The sequence below is a fragment of the Acinetobacter sp. ABJ_C4_1 genome (genome assembly GCF_044538495.1).
Lineage (GTDB): Bacteria > Pseudomonadota > Gammaproteobacteria > Pseudomonadales > Moraxellaceae > Acinetobacter > Acinetobacter nosocomialis_A.
The window spans coordinates 55,093-69,326 of sequence record NZ_JBIUCQ010000017.1; the positions used below are offsets into that span (position 1 = coordinate 55,093).

Consider the following 14,234-nt stretch of genomic DNA (forward strand, 5'->3'; position numbering starts at 1 on the left):
CTCTCAATATTTTTAAATAATTTAATACTTAAAATCATAATGCCCGTATATTACCAAAATTTAGCTTTATCCGACAAATAACCTAGCATCATAATCATTAATATGATTTGTTCGATTTCTTATCTCTATATAAAAAATCTAATATCATTAAGAACATTTAATTAGTACATATATCTTTTCAAGTTAATAGTTTAAGTGAAAAGATATATCCTCTGCTATCCTTGATTAACCAAACTTTGTTTCGGTAATAATTTACAACCACAAGATAATGAATCATTTACTCTTGCTGCTGATTTTCCCATGACCTGCATATTTGGATCTCCAGAAACAATCGTAGAAACCGTTTTATGCGCCGGACAAGTTGCTTTATCACCTACGCACGCAATTGCAATTCCATTTATTAAAAATGCACTATTACCAGAAATGACTTGCCCTCCACCTGTCGTTGGGCAACCAATCGTAATATAAGGGCTAGCCATATTCTTCTCCTTATGTTTATAAAACGGTGAACTCAATTCGACGGTTTTTCTTTCTTCCTTCTGGAGATGTATTATCCGCTACAGGTTTAGTCGAACCTAATCCTTCTGCAGACAAATGATCAGCAGGAATGTTTTTACTCACCAAATAATTTTTAACTGCTAATGCACGGTCTTGACTGAGTTTTAAGTTTTTAGTCGCATCTCCAGAACTATCGGTATGTCCTACAATTTTGACTTTTTTACCGCCAACTTTATTTAAAGCAACTGCCATTTCATCTAGAATTTTTTGGCCAGCATCTGTGAGCACGGCACTACCAGATTCAAATTCAATAATTCGATTTTTTAAAGCATCATCAATGACTTTCTGCTCTGCCTGATTTACAGAAAGCTGTGAAAATAATTGATATGGTGGCTGTACTAAACCTTGAAATATCTGAATAGTAGGCTGTATTTCTGTAGGATTTAGCATTTTTCCAGTCAGTTCAAATCGTGTGCCGTTAACACTTAACTTGCCTTGAGAAACTTTTTTAAGATCTGGTGTAATCACTCGCGTTACAGAGTCACTCCAGCCATTTGGAGCTGCTACTGGTCGAACTTGTATTTTATCTACCACTTGGTCTGCACCATAAACAGACTGCATTTTCATTAAAATGGCCTGTTTACTCACTTCATTTGGCACGACACCTTCAACAACAATTGGCTGTGCTAAAGCATAATTTGCAATCGCATAAATAAAACAGCCTTTTATTAATTGTGAAAGTTTAATTTGATATTTTTGATTCATTGTTATTCACCCAAAAAAGTCTGTCTAAATAGTTTTAAACCTTGATTTAAACTTAATTGGCGTTGGCATAAAGATTGTTCTAGCGTAGCTAAACCAGCATTTTGTTCCAAATAAGTATCAATCCATTGAGCTTCTATTAAAGAAACCCAATGTTTACTATCCATATTCTGAGTAAAAATATCGCTAAGAGCTAAAATATCCGCACCCTGAAAACCAAAGAATAATACTGGCTGCTCTCGATGTAACAATCCAATCAAGACTTCAGTATTATGTTGTTTTAAAAAACGACAAATGATACTGACCCAGAATGCTGCTATTTCATAACAATAAGCAGGATTGTTAATCGGCAAAATCAGCACTTTATTTAAGCGACTAGTCCCATTTTGTAAAATTGGCTGCAGTAATAATCCCAGCCCAATCATACTTTGAGCTAATTCATAAATACTCAGCTTCATTAATTGAGCAAATGAATGCATTGTATGATTTTCATAAAAACCGATACATTCACGTTCAGATAAGACTTGAATTTGATTTGGTAAATGATTGAGCTTACCAAATAACAAGTCAGAATCTTTAATACCTCTTAAAGCACGATTATTTTGAAATAAATCGACTAAAACATGCTTATAACTATAAGGTGCATATAATAAATTTTCGTAAGGTAAATCAATCTCAAGTAAATGACTGAGTACCATTGGAAAAGCTCGGCCTGAACTGTCTTCGCTCGCCAGTAAATTTGCAGCTAAAAACATATTCTCTTGTGGATTTGCAATAAAGAAGTCCAATGGAGGCAACGTACCATATGCCTCTTTGAACGTAGTGGATTGCATTGCATATTCCAGCGCTTCTGTAATCCACTGGTCAAGGACCTGTATTAAGGCATATTGACCCTTTGTTTTTAAGAAATCACCGCGTGCCGGACTTTTCCCATAATACAGAGGAGTTGTTTTTAATGTATGCATTAGACCTCCTCCTTTAATGTTGAGGTTATTTTCCCTGTCATGGCTTAACTCCCGCAGCTGGTTGAGTTGCAGCAGGTTGTGTTAATGCAGCAACTGGATTTGCAGGTTTCGCAGGAGCAGCTGCCTGAGCTGGTGCTTGCTGCGCCGATACAACACGGGCAGCTTTATCAGCAGTAACTTTGTCAACCAATTGCATACCAGAGTAACCGCGACTTGAACCAATACTGCCTGAGTTACTACTAATAAGACGGAAGTTCATTTTCACAAACAATGATGGATCCGTCTTACTGCGCCAAAGCATTTCGAAACCACCGTTCTGCTCTTTACGCTGTGCACTATCAATTAAGCGGTTAATGCCATATTCACCTGGTTCATCAAAAATCGTATGTGTTTGACCTTGTAAATCTACAGCCGTAATACGAGCACCAGGAATGCTGCCTTGATTTGGCCAAATAAAGTTAACCCATTGCTGTACACCATTTTCATAAGTCATACGCTGACCATCAATATCAACGGTATATGAAAGCAATTGCGGGTTTTGAATTGGGTAGAACTGGAAGTTAGACTGATTCGTTGCTGGAGCCGCTGGTGCTTGACTATTTAATTCCCCAGTTGCCATACCATTTGTAGGTGCAACATAGCGCTGGAAATTCATCACAAATTGCGGGTTTAAACTAATACCCAAATCTTTCCATGTTTTTGAAGTTAAGGTATAGCCGCGACGAATAACAAATGGGTCTAAGCTCTCTTTAACAAAACGGGAAATGCTACCGTTTTCACCAAGAATTTGACCAATTTCACTACTTGTTGCTTGTAAAGAAGCGGATGAGTTAAATGGATATTTCTTAGCAAGATTTGTAGTAAATGGCTGGTACGCTTGCATAACCCAAAGTTTATTAATTTCATCTTGAGTAGGCGTAATTAAACTTTCAAAGGCTTGTGTAAGAGGACTCACCACTAATTTTTGTAAAAGTTGCTGATCAATTTCACTGAAACCAACCGCCATTTTTTCATCTACAATTTTTTGAGTCTGATTAAATACCGATGTCTGCTCATTTAGGGTTTGCTTAACCAATGTCATTGCACTTGGTCCAACCTCACCCGCATTTTTAAGTTCATTAAACTTACTACGTACCAAAGCAAGATTCGTCATATATTCATCAAGTAAAGATTTACCTTGTTGATCATCACGCTTACGAACCAACTGATAGAACATTTGATATTCTTGAGAAATAGCACCTTGAGCATTAGTAGCTGCTTGATTTGCTAATTGTTTATCATCACGGTTTAAGACTTTACGTTTAAACCAAGCAACAAATCCTTTTTGAGGAGCAGCTAACTCTGCTTGAACAACTGGATTGTCCCAATTTGTTTCAATAGCTACACGTTCAATAAGAGTACGAATTGGTGAATTTTGTGGCTCACCTAATACATCAATATTTTTGACTTGCTGAGCAAATTGATTTGCTTTTGCATAGTGAATACCACTTAAGAATTTTCTCCATTCAGCGATATATTCTTGTTTATAAAGTGCTGTGAGCTGCTTTCTAATTTGCTCTGGGCTACCCGAGAAAGTTAAGTCATCAGATTGACGACTATTTAACACCCAGTCTTTACTATCTGTAGGCTTATCTGCTGCTTCCTCAATGGCTTTTTCTACATAGTCATTCCAAGCTTTTTGAGTAAATACACCTGGTAATGCATAGCTGCCCAATACAACATTTTTATTTGCCTCACCAACAATTTGACTTACTGTCAAAGCTGGGAAGCGAACAGCAGCACGCATTTTAATTTCGTTATAAACACGGTCACGTGCTGGCATACCTCTAATCACAGAGAGCAATACTTGACGTGTCTGATCAACTAATTGAGAGTCAGCATCCAAAATCGGGAATTGCTTGTCATTTGCTAATGTCATTGCATACGACAAAATCTGTTCAGCTTCCTGAATCATATCTGCACGTGGCATTTGCCCTTTATTGGCATCCAGCCAAGAACGCCAGAAACGCGTTACCTGATCGCTTAAGTGACTTGCATCCATATATTGTGGATTACTCATCATCAAATATGCTTTTAACGCATTATAAGCATCTTGTGGATTGGTATCTGACGGCTCTAAATATTGCTGAGTTTGAGCAGTTTGCTTAATCTCAACGTTGGTATGATTTGCTTTTAAAGTCGCTTCGTTATTTTTCACACGTTGCAAATACTGAGCAATATTTTGCTGAGTAGGTGTTAAAACAATTTGTTTAACGCCTTTTAAATATTCAGCTTTTAATTTTTCACGTAACTCATTGCCTTGATATAAACCAAAACTAAATTTTAGAGGTCTATTTTCATCAAACTCGTCTAATTGCTGTAGACGTCTTTGTAAAATCAGTAGGGCTTCCAATTGAGTTGATAATTGTTGGCTTGAACCCTTCTCTAACTGAACAACTTTATTTAAATCAGCTTGAACTTCAGAAATAAGCTGTTGGTTATTCCGATACGACCAAACCCATACACCCAGAATAATTGAAACACCCGCTAAAGCACCGATAAATGCAATGTAGCGTTGACGTTTTCTGCTTGTATTAACATGCTGTTTAACTAAATCTTTATCTTTTAAAATGACTTCTGAAAATAGGCCTTTTAAGAAATAACCATGGTTAGGTGTTGTTTTTAATTGATCTCTTACTTCATTTTGTGCAATTTGAGAAAGCTGAAATTCTTGTGCAATTTGCTCAGTCATTGGACTTTCTATTACACCTTCTTGCAAGGCACTTGTGAAATAGAAACCACGGAAAACTGGCTGGAACTGGTAAGGATTGTCTTCAAATAGTGTAGCAATAAAACTTTTGAGTGCAGGTTTTAATGTTTTAAATTCTAATGGAAAAGTCATCACACTCGGTGAGATATTTTGAGAATGTCGACGACTAAGGTGAGTCGAACTTACCCCTTTTAAGCCGTCATAAAGAATAGTGTAATGTTTCTCAAAAAGATCTACCGCATTATGAGAAGAGTTTTGCTCATATGGTAATGTTGCACCCCATGCCTGATTATATTCTTGTACTTCATAGAATTCGAAAAACTCGGTAAAACCCGCAATCAAATCCATTTTTGAAAAGACTAAATAAACAGGTACTACAACTTCTAAACGTTCAGTTAAATCTTGAATACGAGCACGTAAATTTTTAGCGAGCTTCAATGAATGTTCAGGGCTTTGGCTCACCAGCTCAGCAATACTTACAATAAGAATTAACCCATTTACCGGAGCTTTAGAACGGTTTTTCTTTAATATATTTAAAAAACCTAACCACTCTGAATGATCTTCGCTATATACCGAATAACGACCAGCCGTATCTAATAAAATACCCTCTGTAGAAAAGAACCAGTCACAATTACGGGTACCACTTAAACCAGCCGAAACCATTTTTTGATGGGTTTCTTCAAAAGGGAACTTTAAACCAGAATTATAGATCGCAGAACTTTTACCAGCGGCTGGGTTACCAATAACCATATACCACGGCAATTCATATAGTGCTGCATTACCCTTCTTATCGCCTAATTTTGACTTACGAATCAATTGAATAGATTCTTTCATTTGTTGGCTGATAAGTTGCAGCTCTTCTTTATCTTTATTTTTGCCGTACTCTGCTTGAGTATCTTTTTCAATCGCTTCAGCAAGCTCTTCACCTTGAACCGCATGCTTCTTGCGCTGAATTAGCCAATAAATTCCATAAACGATGAGCCCTAAAGCATATGCAGATGCTAAAGCCCAAAATATATGGCGAGGAATTGAAGTATAGGAAGACATCAATGCCACGAACAATGACAAGGCGATAATTGCTTTAGGATTCGTGATGTACTGCCACAAGTAGCCTAAAATTGTATGCATTCTATTCTCGTTCTAAGTTCAAAGTTTAAATTAGCTATTCAACACCATCGCATCATCTTCTGAATTTTCAGTGACACTCTGCACAAAGGTATGTGCTGACACCGTATTTTCTCCAAAGACAAAAGGAACGATATGTTCAGGAAAATGCATACTGAGCATAAAGCCATAAATATCAACTAAATGCTGGGTATGCCCCAATGAAGATTTCACATAAATAAAGTGATGTGGTTCAACAGAAGTTTGTGTAAATTGCTGCTGCAAATGCTTCGCTGCTTTTATATCTGTCTGGTCTGAAAGAATAAGTACATATGGCTCTTCCCCTGCGTACTGCGGTAATTCATTTAAGTTCAGCGTATTAAGAACTTTTGCTGTTTTTTCTTGACCAATCACAATTTTTAAATTTTTAGCGGGTTCAAGTTCTTCAATTTTTAAAGAGGGATCTGCAATAAGGCAGCTTGCCGCGAACTCCGCCGGAATATAGTCCTTAACCATCCAAGACTTTTCATCAATCAGGTCTTGATCTATTTCTGAATCAACAGCAAGCACGAGAAAAACTTCATGCTCTTTCTTTTGAATACGTTTTAATAAATGAATAAATTCTTGATAAGCTACACGCTCTCCCAAAAAGTGATATTCGATATGAACTTTTTGGGAAATAATGCCAACTTCAGTAAAGAATTCTAAAATCAAATCATTACTTTGCTCATCATTCCATATATGCAATAAATCCTCTGGAAGAAGAATGTGTAAATTCAGTCGATTTAAACGATGTACTTCAACTACAGGTGTTTCTGTATCTTCATATTCAGAATTTGGATCAACCCATGCAGGATGCATGTGATATTCACGGATCTGATGAGATTCATAAAATAAAATTGAACGCTTTAAATGTTCAGCCAAGCGATACAAATTCTCTATGTTTTGTTCTAATTGCTGTCTTATTAAAGACATGATACGAACTTGTCTTGGTGAAGCTGCGTATTGAAAATCCTCTTCACTCGACTCAGCTAAATCTTTAATTCGATAAGATAAAAGAGGCAATCCATAAGAATTCAACAACTGATCATCAAGTTCTGGGCTTTTAAAATCTTGTATTTCTTCAATAATCGTTTCATTCTCACCTAACGCATGTATAGCGAAAGCAGAGTAAATATGAAAATCTAGCTGTTCTAAAGGTTGATCAGGTGTAGTCTGTTGTTTTTGACTATCATCATCTTGACTTTGATTTGCAGCTTTCTCTTTCTTTTCTTTATAGCTGTTATAAGCGCTATAAATCAGCCAAGGCGATAAAATCGCCAGTGTAATGATTGCCGGTAACAAAAGAAAATAAAGGAAAAAATCCCCTTTATCAGGGTCATATTGAACATCACGCCAGTAGAAAATAATCAATCCACTAACAATTGTAAAAATAGCGATGAATGAGAGTAATATTTTTTTAATCATATTTGCTCTCCAATAAGGCTATAACATGTTTCATGGCTATGTGTACTAGGCTTGCGAGACATTAAAAAAGCACCTTGCCCTAAGCCACTTTCTTGGCTTTGAGTTAGGCGAACAGGTTGTATTTCCGACTCATCCAGTATCAATCTTAAATCGATTGATAGAGTCGGACTGCACCATGTTTCTACAATTTTTTTGAGCTTTAAACTAAGCTCTTGATGAGGTAAAAACTTTAAATATTGCTGACGCTTAAGCGGACCAATCTGAATCTCAATTTTTCCATCAATTTGTTGAATCGTTTCTCCACAAAACGTATTTATACCAAGTAAGCTAGGCTGGCTTCCGCCCAAAGTTGTTAACTGATCACTTGCCAACTTAAATGATTCTTGTATGAACTCTTTAATTGTAATTTCATGCTTAAATATACAACTCAACATTGTTTTCAAAGCATGAACGGTATTATTTTGCCCCTGCATTAAGCCTGAAAATTCGGCAAAATATTCATCTAAATCTTGTTGTTGATGTTGTGATCGAACATAACCATTTAAAGCATGCAGAATATCCAGATAATCATTTTTATTTTCTATTTCATATCGCACAGGCAAGTGATAAGTAATACTTGACTCGACATACTGACTCGTTAACTTGTGATTAAATAAACTCAGAAACTCTTTAGTTTCAGCTCGTTGCTGCCGTGGAGCCTGCTTAATTTTATTTGTATAGGCATAAGGTAACGCACCTTGTATACCGGTAAGACCAACGATCAAGTTTGTTAAATGAACACGCTCATCTACTAATTCTAAACTTTCAATTTCAGTAGCCGGAAAGTTTAAGTTAAATGAGGTCTCAAACTTAAAATGATCAGTCCACGACGAAAAAGCATCATTAGCTGGGCTATGACGCAATAAGCGTGTTGCTTGAATAAATTCAAAAGATTTAGGGCGTTGAAATAACTCAGCCGTTATAGAAGAGTCTTGCCACCAACGTTCTGACTGCATTGGTATAACTCCTGCTGAGATGAATAATCCTTAACCACCAAATCAACAAAACTATTAATTTGAACCTTTAAATTAAAAACACGACTTAATAGTTGACTAAAAATATATAAGCTATGCCCTCTAAACACTGATGAATCAATTTGTAATTCAGCTTTTACCCCTCTCACAAACATTGGAAATGGTTTGCCATCTACAAGTTTATGAGTAAGTGAAAATTCTAATTTTTTAATTGATTCAATAATTAAATAATTTTCTTTTGACTGCGGTAAGTTATATAAAGCCAGCAGCTCTTTAACATGAGAAACAGCATCCCCTTTCATAAGCGCTAAGCTATTTAATGAAAGATGCGAAATCACACGCCATTGCTCACTTTGGCCTTGTTCAAACTTATAAGGCTTTGTTGGTCGCTTTAAAACAATGGCACGTCTAGCCAAGCTACTGTCATTTAAATTTAATACGTTATTAGACTGACCCAGCGCTTCATGAGGCAAGTCACGGTTTGAACATAATAATTTGGTGCTAATAAAATCTGAACGTGTTGAAAATGGATTTAGATTTTTAGAAATAATGGAATAGCCCATTTCAACGAAATTAGACTGTAACTTTTGATAATTCACTGAGTAAAAAAAGCGAGCTGTATCATTGTGATAATGACTCATCGCAAAAAACGGTAAAACAGGAACATAGCTTTCTTCCTGATTTGTTTTTTCACGCACCATATTCATCTCAAGTATTGAATATACTTGATAAAATTCAGGATGGTGAGCGTCTGTAACCAGTGGATATTCGAGTTGCTTATGAACTATTTTTTGAGGTTCCGCATATTTTTCAAACAAGTTAATTACTGGGGTAGTAAACAATTTAAAGTTTGCAATATTTAATTCAGAATAGTTTCTAACAACGGCTTGATCGTTTAAATTTAATTTGAAATAAATGAGAAGCTCAAATTCAGATACTTGCTGAGGTACAGTCTTTAAAAAATCTAAATCGAGTTTAAGATAGCTAAACTTTTCTGGGAAACAAAAATATTCCATCAACAAACGATAAGCATGATGCGTATGTTGATCGAGGGGTAATAAACTTTCTTGTTCAGAAAAACCTATTAACTCGAATGGATTCTTACCCAACTCTACAATCGTTTGACCATGTTTAACCGCAAAACTGGTCCCTTTTTTGAAAATACTATCAAGTACTTGTAAAGGAAAATTGGAGATAGCATCCAAATAAATAGGAAGCTTCTCATGAATTAAGCATGCATGAGCACTATTAAAAATTTCAAATTTAAGACTCAACGTTGCATTTTGGTTTAAGTGCATATGTGCACTAGGTGTAGTTTTAAAATCTAAACCACTTAAATGAATAGGTAATAATTTAACATCTTGAGTTGTATTAAACTCACACTGTACCCCTTTGAAACTACGAGATTTCAAAACCGTATGATCAGGTACAAGATGAGGTTCTGTAAGCTGTTTAATTTTATTAATATCTTCAAAGCTAACAACTGAACAAGCAGGAAAATGACGCAAGTATTGAGGAAACATCACCTCAAATAAAGAACGAGTAAAAACATCATAACTGTCTGTAAGTTTTTTATCGATTCGAGCGGCAATCAGCGAAAAAGCCTGAATCAGACGTTCAATATGCGGGTCATCAATTTGCTCTTGATTTAAAGATAAGCGCTGAGCAATTTTTGGATATTTTTGGGCAAATTCTCGAGATTGCTGACCAAATTCTTGTAATTGTTTTTCATAAAACGGTAAAAGCTCTTCTATCACAACACACCCACTACGCTTAAGTTCTCGCTGAAATTACATACTGCTGCGTTGTTGGTTTTAACAATGCATCAAATACAACAGGTTCATATAGAGGGTGAATATTTAGATAAGCCTGAATACTTAAACATAATGCGCCCATATTATGTCCATCCAACAACATCTCTACCCGTATTTGTCTTAGCCGAGGTTCATGAGCTGCTATTGATTGCTCAATTGATTGACAAATTTTATCCCGATCCAGAGGATTGGCTGTAGAAAGCCCTACAAAATCAATAATCCCAAACTGAAGTATCGATTTTTTTACAAGCGGATAGTCATCAACCACATGATCTAACTTTGCTACCCGACTATTGAGCAAGTCTTCTAAATCCTTTGCTACAGATTCTCTTAATTGCTGAATAGAAAGACCTTTTGCATAATCTTCACTTTCTGGAATTAAGCGATCAAATAAAGTTGAACGAAATCCGTATGGATAAAGCCGATCTAAGTTCATTCGAGTTCACAACAAAGCATATTTAGAGACAGCAGAGGCTAACTTTATGTCAGCCTCCACCAAATATTCACTTAAATAATTAAGCTGCGTAAGAAGCTGTATTATTAGAAAGTGACCATTTCTTAGTAACAGCACCTTTAGCAGTACCGTTAATATCTTGTTGGTTATAAGTCCACTCAACAGCAGCATATTTCAAGCCAAATGCTTCTGTAGGAACGCCTTCTTCGTTAACAGTTGGAGTCACGCTAGAAACTAGAACGTGCTTCAATTTGATTTGTAAGTACTTGATACGTTTATCGCCATTTGCACGATAAAAGTCGATTTGTACTTCATCAAATGTATAACCAGCTGAACATGCTTCCCATAGTTTCGGGCTAGTAGCATCTAAGTCTTTCACGAAAACCATGTCAGAATGTTCAACACGTTCAGCAGTGTGGCCACCTACGCTACTTGAAGTAGCAGATTTAGGTTGACGAATGTTATGAGACCAAGAGTTAACTTCTAACCAACCTTTGTGCTCAGAATCACGAGATTCTCCATCAACTTTATATTTACCGCGAAACTCAACGTATATATCTTTCATTTAGAACTTTCCTATTTTTAATTTAAAGTTATTCTTTAGCTGACCTTAATTAATTTGAGGACTGAGGTAACTCAGTGACAAGTCGTAAAGAAACCGACAACTCATCCAGCTGGAAATGTGGTCGCAAGAAAACCACAGATTTGTAGTGACCTGGTTGAGCAGGATCTTCTACAACTTTTACAGACGCTTCGCGTAATGGGTATTGAGCTTTTGCTTCTTGAGAAGCACCGTCATCAAGTAATACATACTGTGACAACCACTCGTTTAAAAATGCTTCAACATTACCAGCAGAAGCAAAACTACCCACTTTATCTCGCATCATTGCTTTTAAGTAATGTGCAATACGTGAAACAGCCATGATGTACTGAATTTGACTTGATAAAGCCGAGTTTGCATTGGCAGTATCGTTGTCATATTTTTTAGGTTTTTGAGTTGATTGCGCACCAAAGAAAGCTGCGTAATCTGTATTTTTACAATGTACTAGCGGAATGAAGCCTAGATCGCTTAGCTCTTTCTCACGACGATCTGTAATTGCGATTTCAGTTGGACATTTAAATACGACTTCACCATCTTGTGTTTTAAATGTATGGACTGGTAAACCTTCGACCAAACCACCACCTTCAACACCACGAATAGCGGCACACCAACCATGCATATCAAATGCATTTGTTAAACGAGTACCAAAAGCATAAGCTGCGTTCATCCACAAATATTCATTGTGGTTTTCACCAGAAACATCTTCAATAAAATTGAAGCCTTCTGTCGCAGTACCTTCTTTTGGATGATATGGGAGACGACCTAAAACATGCGGCAACGTCAATGCAACATAACGTGAATCTTCACTATCACGGAATGAACGCCATTGTACATATTCAGCCGTTTCAAAGATTTTTGAAACATCTCTAGGACGATCAATATCTGTAAATGACTCAAGGCCTAAAATGCTTGGGCTAGCTGCTGAAACAAATGGCGCATGCGCTGCTGCTGCAACATGAGAAATTTGTTCAAGCAAATACATATCAGATGGTGTACGGTCAAACTCAAAATCACCAATTAATGCTGAGTATGGTGCGCCACCAAAAGAGCCGTACTCTTCTTCATAAATTTTCTTAAATAAAGTGCTTTGATCAAAGTCTGTAGCACCCTGAAAATCTTTTACCAACTCTTTCTTTGTCGTATTTAACATACGAATTTTAATGAGCGGATTTGAAGGAGTTTCTTGGCAGAAGTAATAAAGACCACGCCACGTTGATTCAATTTTTTGAAATTGCTCATTGTGCATAATCTGACTTAACTGACTTGAAATCAGTGCATCAATTTCTGCAATACGCTTATCAATTGATAAAGTCATATTTTCAGAAACAGTAATGGTTCCAGCCATGACTTCTTTAGCAAGTTCACCAATTAGACTTTTAGCACGCGTATGCTCTTCGTCATTTCGTGCAATACGACTTTGCTCAACAATCGAATCTAAAAGATTAACTTCTTCATTTTCAACAAGTGGCATCGCTGCTGATTGAGTATTATTCATGATCAGCCTCCGCACTTAATTTACGAATTTGATCAGTATTTTTAAGGACTTCATCAAGCAAATCTTCTAAACGTTCACTGTTAGAAATTTTGTTTCTTAAATCAGTTAAACGTTCACGCGCTTCAACGAGTTTCTTTAATGGATCAACTTGTTGAACAACGTTTTCTGGACGAAAATCTTCCATTGACTTAAATGTTAAATCAACGGCCATTCGTCCACCCTCTTCAGTTAGCGTATTATCTACCTGAAAAGCCGCTCGTGGAGACAACGACTCCATTACTTCATCGATATTATCTAAATCTACATTAATAAATTTTTTATCTTTTAACTTTGTACGTTCAAGCTCAGATGCTGCAGAAAAGTCACCCATCACACCAACAACAAACGGGAGTTCTTTTGCTTCTTTTGCATCACCAATTTCAACATCGTAAGTAAGCTGAACACGAGGAGGTCGAATTCGTTGAAGCTTCTTTTGTACGCTTTCTCTTTTAGCCATAAGGTTCTATCCCAGATTATTTAGTTAAAGGGTCAAAAGGCGAACTTTTTGATTTACTAACACTCGCAACAGGCGCTGTTTTTGGTTTAACCGCAGGTGTTTTTACTGGAGTTACTGTATGTTTAGTTGTTGTTCGAGGAGTAGAAACTCGATTACGTACTACATTTTGTTTTCTATAACTTCTTTTTTCATTATCAGCCGAACCACCTTCCGAGCTAGCTTTGAAATTCGATGGATCAGGTGCAGGCATGGCTGTATGAATATTTTCAATTAACTGCTTTGCAGGAGGATATGTTACGTCATTCGTTAAATATCGCATTTCCTGACCACGCATTTGTTGCAAAGAGCTATTTGCAATGCTTACGCCAGATAAAAACAATACATCTGTTAATAACGAACCACGAACATTTTGACTCTGTAATTGACTAGCTAAATTTAACGCTTTAACTGGCTGGTTAGTCTGATAAAACCGCATCGCTGCTTTAGCTAATAAATCATTCTTTTGAGTAGAATTATCTGTATCGCATACTTGTTTAAAAAGACTTAACAACTCTGGATCCGTTTGACCTTCAATTATAGGGTTTTTCTTAATACAGCTTTTCTTTAGTTTTATAGGTTCTAATTCTGCAGCTTGTGCACAAGATAAACCAACATAGTTACCAATTAAAAAAAGTATCAAAACACTTTGCTTTAACACAACTTTCATTCCTATATCTTCTTATTTAATCAAGGTTTTACTGAAAAATTAACATTTTATAAATATCAAAAAATCAGGCTTAAACCTTATATTCAAAAAATTTGAAGGCAGTTTATCAT

Annotated in this window: 12 protein-coding genes; all 12 read right to left on the reverse strand. The window is 36.2% G+C overall.

All coding sequences use genetic code 11. The features are described 5' to 3' along the window. Positions 1–215: 215 nt before the first annotated feature. Entirely contained in the window at positions 216–479 is a 264-nt protein-coding gene (locus tag ACIF8R_RS16540; protein WP_396482020.1) for a PAAR domain-containing protein, read from the reverse strand. A 16-nt stretch (positions 480–495) separates the two neighbouring features. Next, positions 496–1,263: an OmpA family protein gene (locus ACIF8R_RS16545; protein ID WP_174725233.1), complete on the reverse strand. Its 768-nt coding sequence runs from the start codon at positions 1,261–1,263 to the stop codon at positions 496–498. Between the two features lie 2 nt (positions 1,264–1,265). Further along, a complete protein-coding gene (gene tagF / locus ACIF8R_RS16550; protein ID WP_022574835.1) occupies positions 1,266–2,225 on the reverse strand; it encodes a type VI secretion system-associated protein TagF in 960 nt (319 codons plus the stop codon). Positions 2,226–2,262: 37 nt separating this feature from the next. After that, entirely contained in the window at positions 2,263–6,102 is a 3,840-nt protein-coding gene (tssM, locus tag ACIF8R_RS16555) for a type VI secretion system membrane subunit TssM (RefSeq protein ID WP_396482023.1), read from the reverse strand. A 30-nt stretch (positions 6,103–6,132) separates the two neighbouring features. Beyond that, positions 6,133–7,545, reverse strand: a complete 1,413-nt coding sequence (locus ACIF8R_RS16560; RefSeq protein ID WP_396482025.1) for a hypothetical protein — start codon at positions 7,543–7,545, stop codon at positions 6,133–6,135. Continuing rightward, a complete protein-coding gene (tssG, locus tag ACIF8R_RS16565; RefSeq protein ID WP_396482027.1) occupies positions 7,542–8,540 on the reverse strand; it encodes a type VI secretion system baseplate subunit TssG in 999 nt (332 codons plus the stop codon). The genes ACIF8R_RS16560 and tssG overlap by 4 nt, the downstream gene beginning before the upstream one ends. Further along, entirely contained in the window at positions 8,504–10,315 is a 1,812-nt protein-coding gene (gene tssF / locus ACIF8R_RS16570; RefSeq protein WP_396482029.1) for a type VI secretion system baseplate subunit TssF, read from the reverse strand. Before tssF ends, tssG begins: the two co-directional genes overlap by 37 nt. A 16-nt stretch (positions 10,316–10,331) precedes the next feature. Further along, positions 10,332–10,808 (reverse strand): type VI secretion system baseplate subunit TssE, encoded by a 477-nt coding sequence (gene tssE / locus ACIF8R_RS16575; protein ID WP_002048404.1) that lies wholly within the window; start codon positions 10,806–10,808, stop codon positions 10,332–10,334. A gap of 79 nt (positions 10,809–10,887) precedes the next feature. Continuing rightward, positions 10,888–11,391 (reverse strand): type VI secretion system tube protein Hcp, encoded by a 504-nt coding sequence (locus ACIF8R_RS16580; protein WP_000653195.1) that lies wholly within the window; start codon positions 11,389–11,391, stop codon positions 10,888–10,890. 49 nt (positions 11,392–11,440) lie between these two features. After that, the gene (gene tssC, locus ACIF8R_RS16585) at positions 11,441–12,922 is read right to left on the reverse strand and encodes a type VI secretion system contractile sheath large subunit (RefSeq protein WP_004702469.1); all 1,482 of its coding nucleotides are present in this window, start codon (positions 12,920–12,922) and stop codon (positions 11,441–11,443) included. Continuing rightward, on the reverse strand, positions 12,915–13,418 hold the full coding sequence (gene tssB, locus ACIF8R_RS16590) for a type VI secretion system contractile sheath small subunit (protein ID WP_004702470.1): 504 nt from the start codon (positions 13,416–13,418) through the stop codon (positions 12,915–12,917). The genes tssC and tssB overlap by 8 nt, the downstream gene beginning before the upstream one ends. Positions 13,419–13,434: 16 nt before the next feature. Next, positions 13,435–14,124, reverse strand: coding sequence for a hypothetical protein (locus tag ACIF8R_RS16595; RefSeq protein ID WP_396482031.1), 690 nt, complete (start codon positions 14,122–14,124; stop codon positions 13,435–13,437). Between the last annotated feature and the right edge of the window lie 110 nt (positions 14,125–14,234).

Coding starts and splice junctions, on each gene's coding strand:
- tssM (WP_396482023.1), bottom strand. CDS start 6,102: ATGCATACAATTTTAGGCTACTTGTGGCAGTACATCACGAATCCTAAA.
- tagF (WP_022574835.1), bottom strand. CDS start 2,225: ATGCATACATTAAAAACAACTCCTCTGTATTATGGGAAAAGTCCGGCA.
- ACIF8R_RS16545 (WP_174725233.1), bottom strand. CDS start 1,263: ATGAATCAAAAATATCAAATTAAACTTTCACAATTAATAAAAGGCTGT.
- ACIF8R_RS16560 (WP_396482025.1), bottom strand. CDS start 7,545: ATGATTAAAAAAATATTACTCTCATTCATCGCTATTTTTACAATTGTT.
- ACIF8R_RS16580 (WP_000653195.1), bottom strand. CDS start 11,391: ATGAAAGATATATACGTTGAGTTTCGCGGTAAATATAAAGTTGATGGA.
- ACIF8R_RS16540 (WP_396482020.1), bottom strand. CDS start 479: ATGGCTAGCCCTTATATTACGATTGGTTGCCCAACGACAGGTGGAGGG.
- tssC (WP_004702469.1), bottom strand. CDS start 12,922: ATGAATAATACTCAATCAGCAGCGATGCCACTTGTTGAAAATGAAGAA.
- ACIF8R_RS16595 (WP_396482031.1), bottom strand. CDS start 14,124: ATGAAAGTTGTGTTAAAGCAAAGTGTTTTGATACTTTTTTTAATTGGT.
- tssG (WP_396482027.1), bottom strand. CDS start 8,540: ATGCAGTCAGAACGTTGGTGGCAAGACTCTTCTATAACGGCTGAGTTA.
- tssB (WP_004702470.1), bottom strand. CDS start 13,418: ATGGCTAAAAGAGAAAGCGTACAAAAGAAGCTTCAACGAATTCGACCT.
- tssE (WP_002048404.1), bottom strand. CDS start 10,808: ATGAACTTAGATCGGCTTTATCCATACGGATTTCGTTCAACTTTATTT.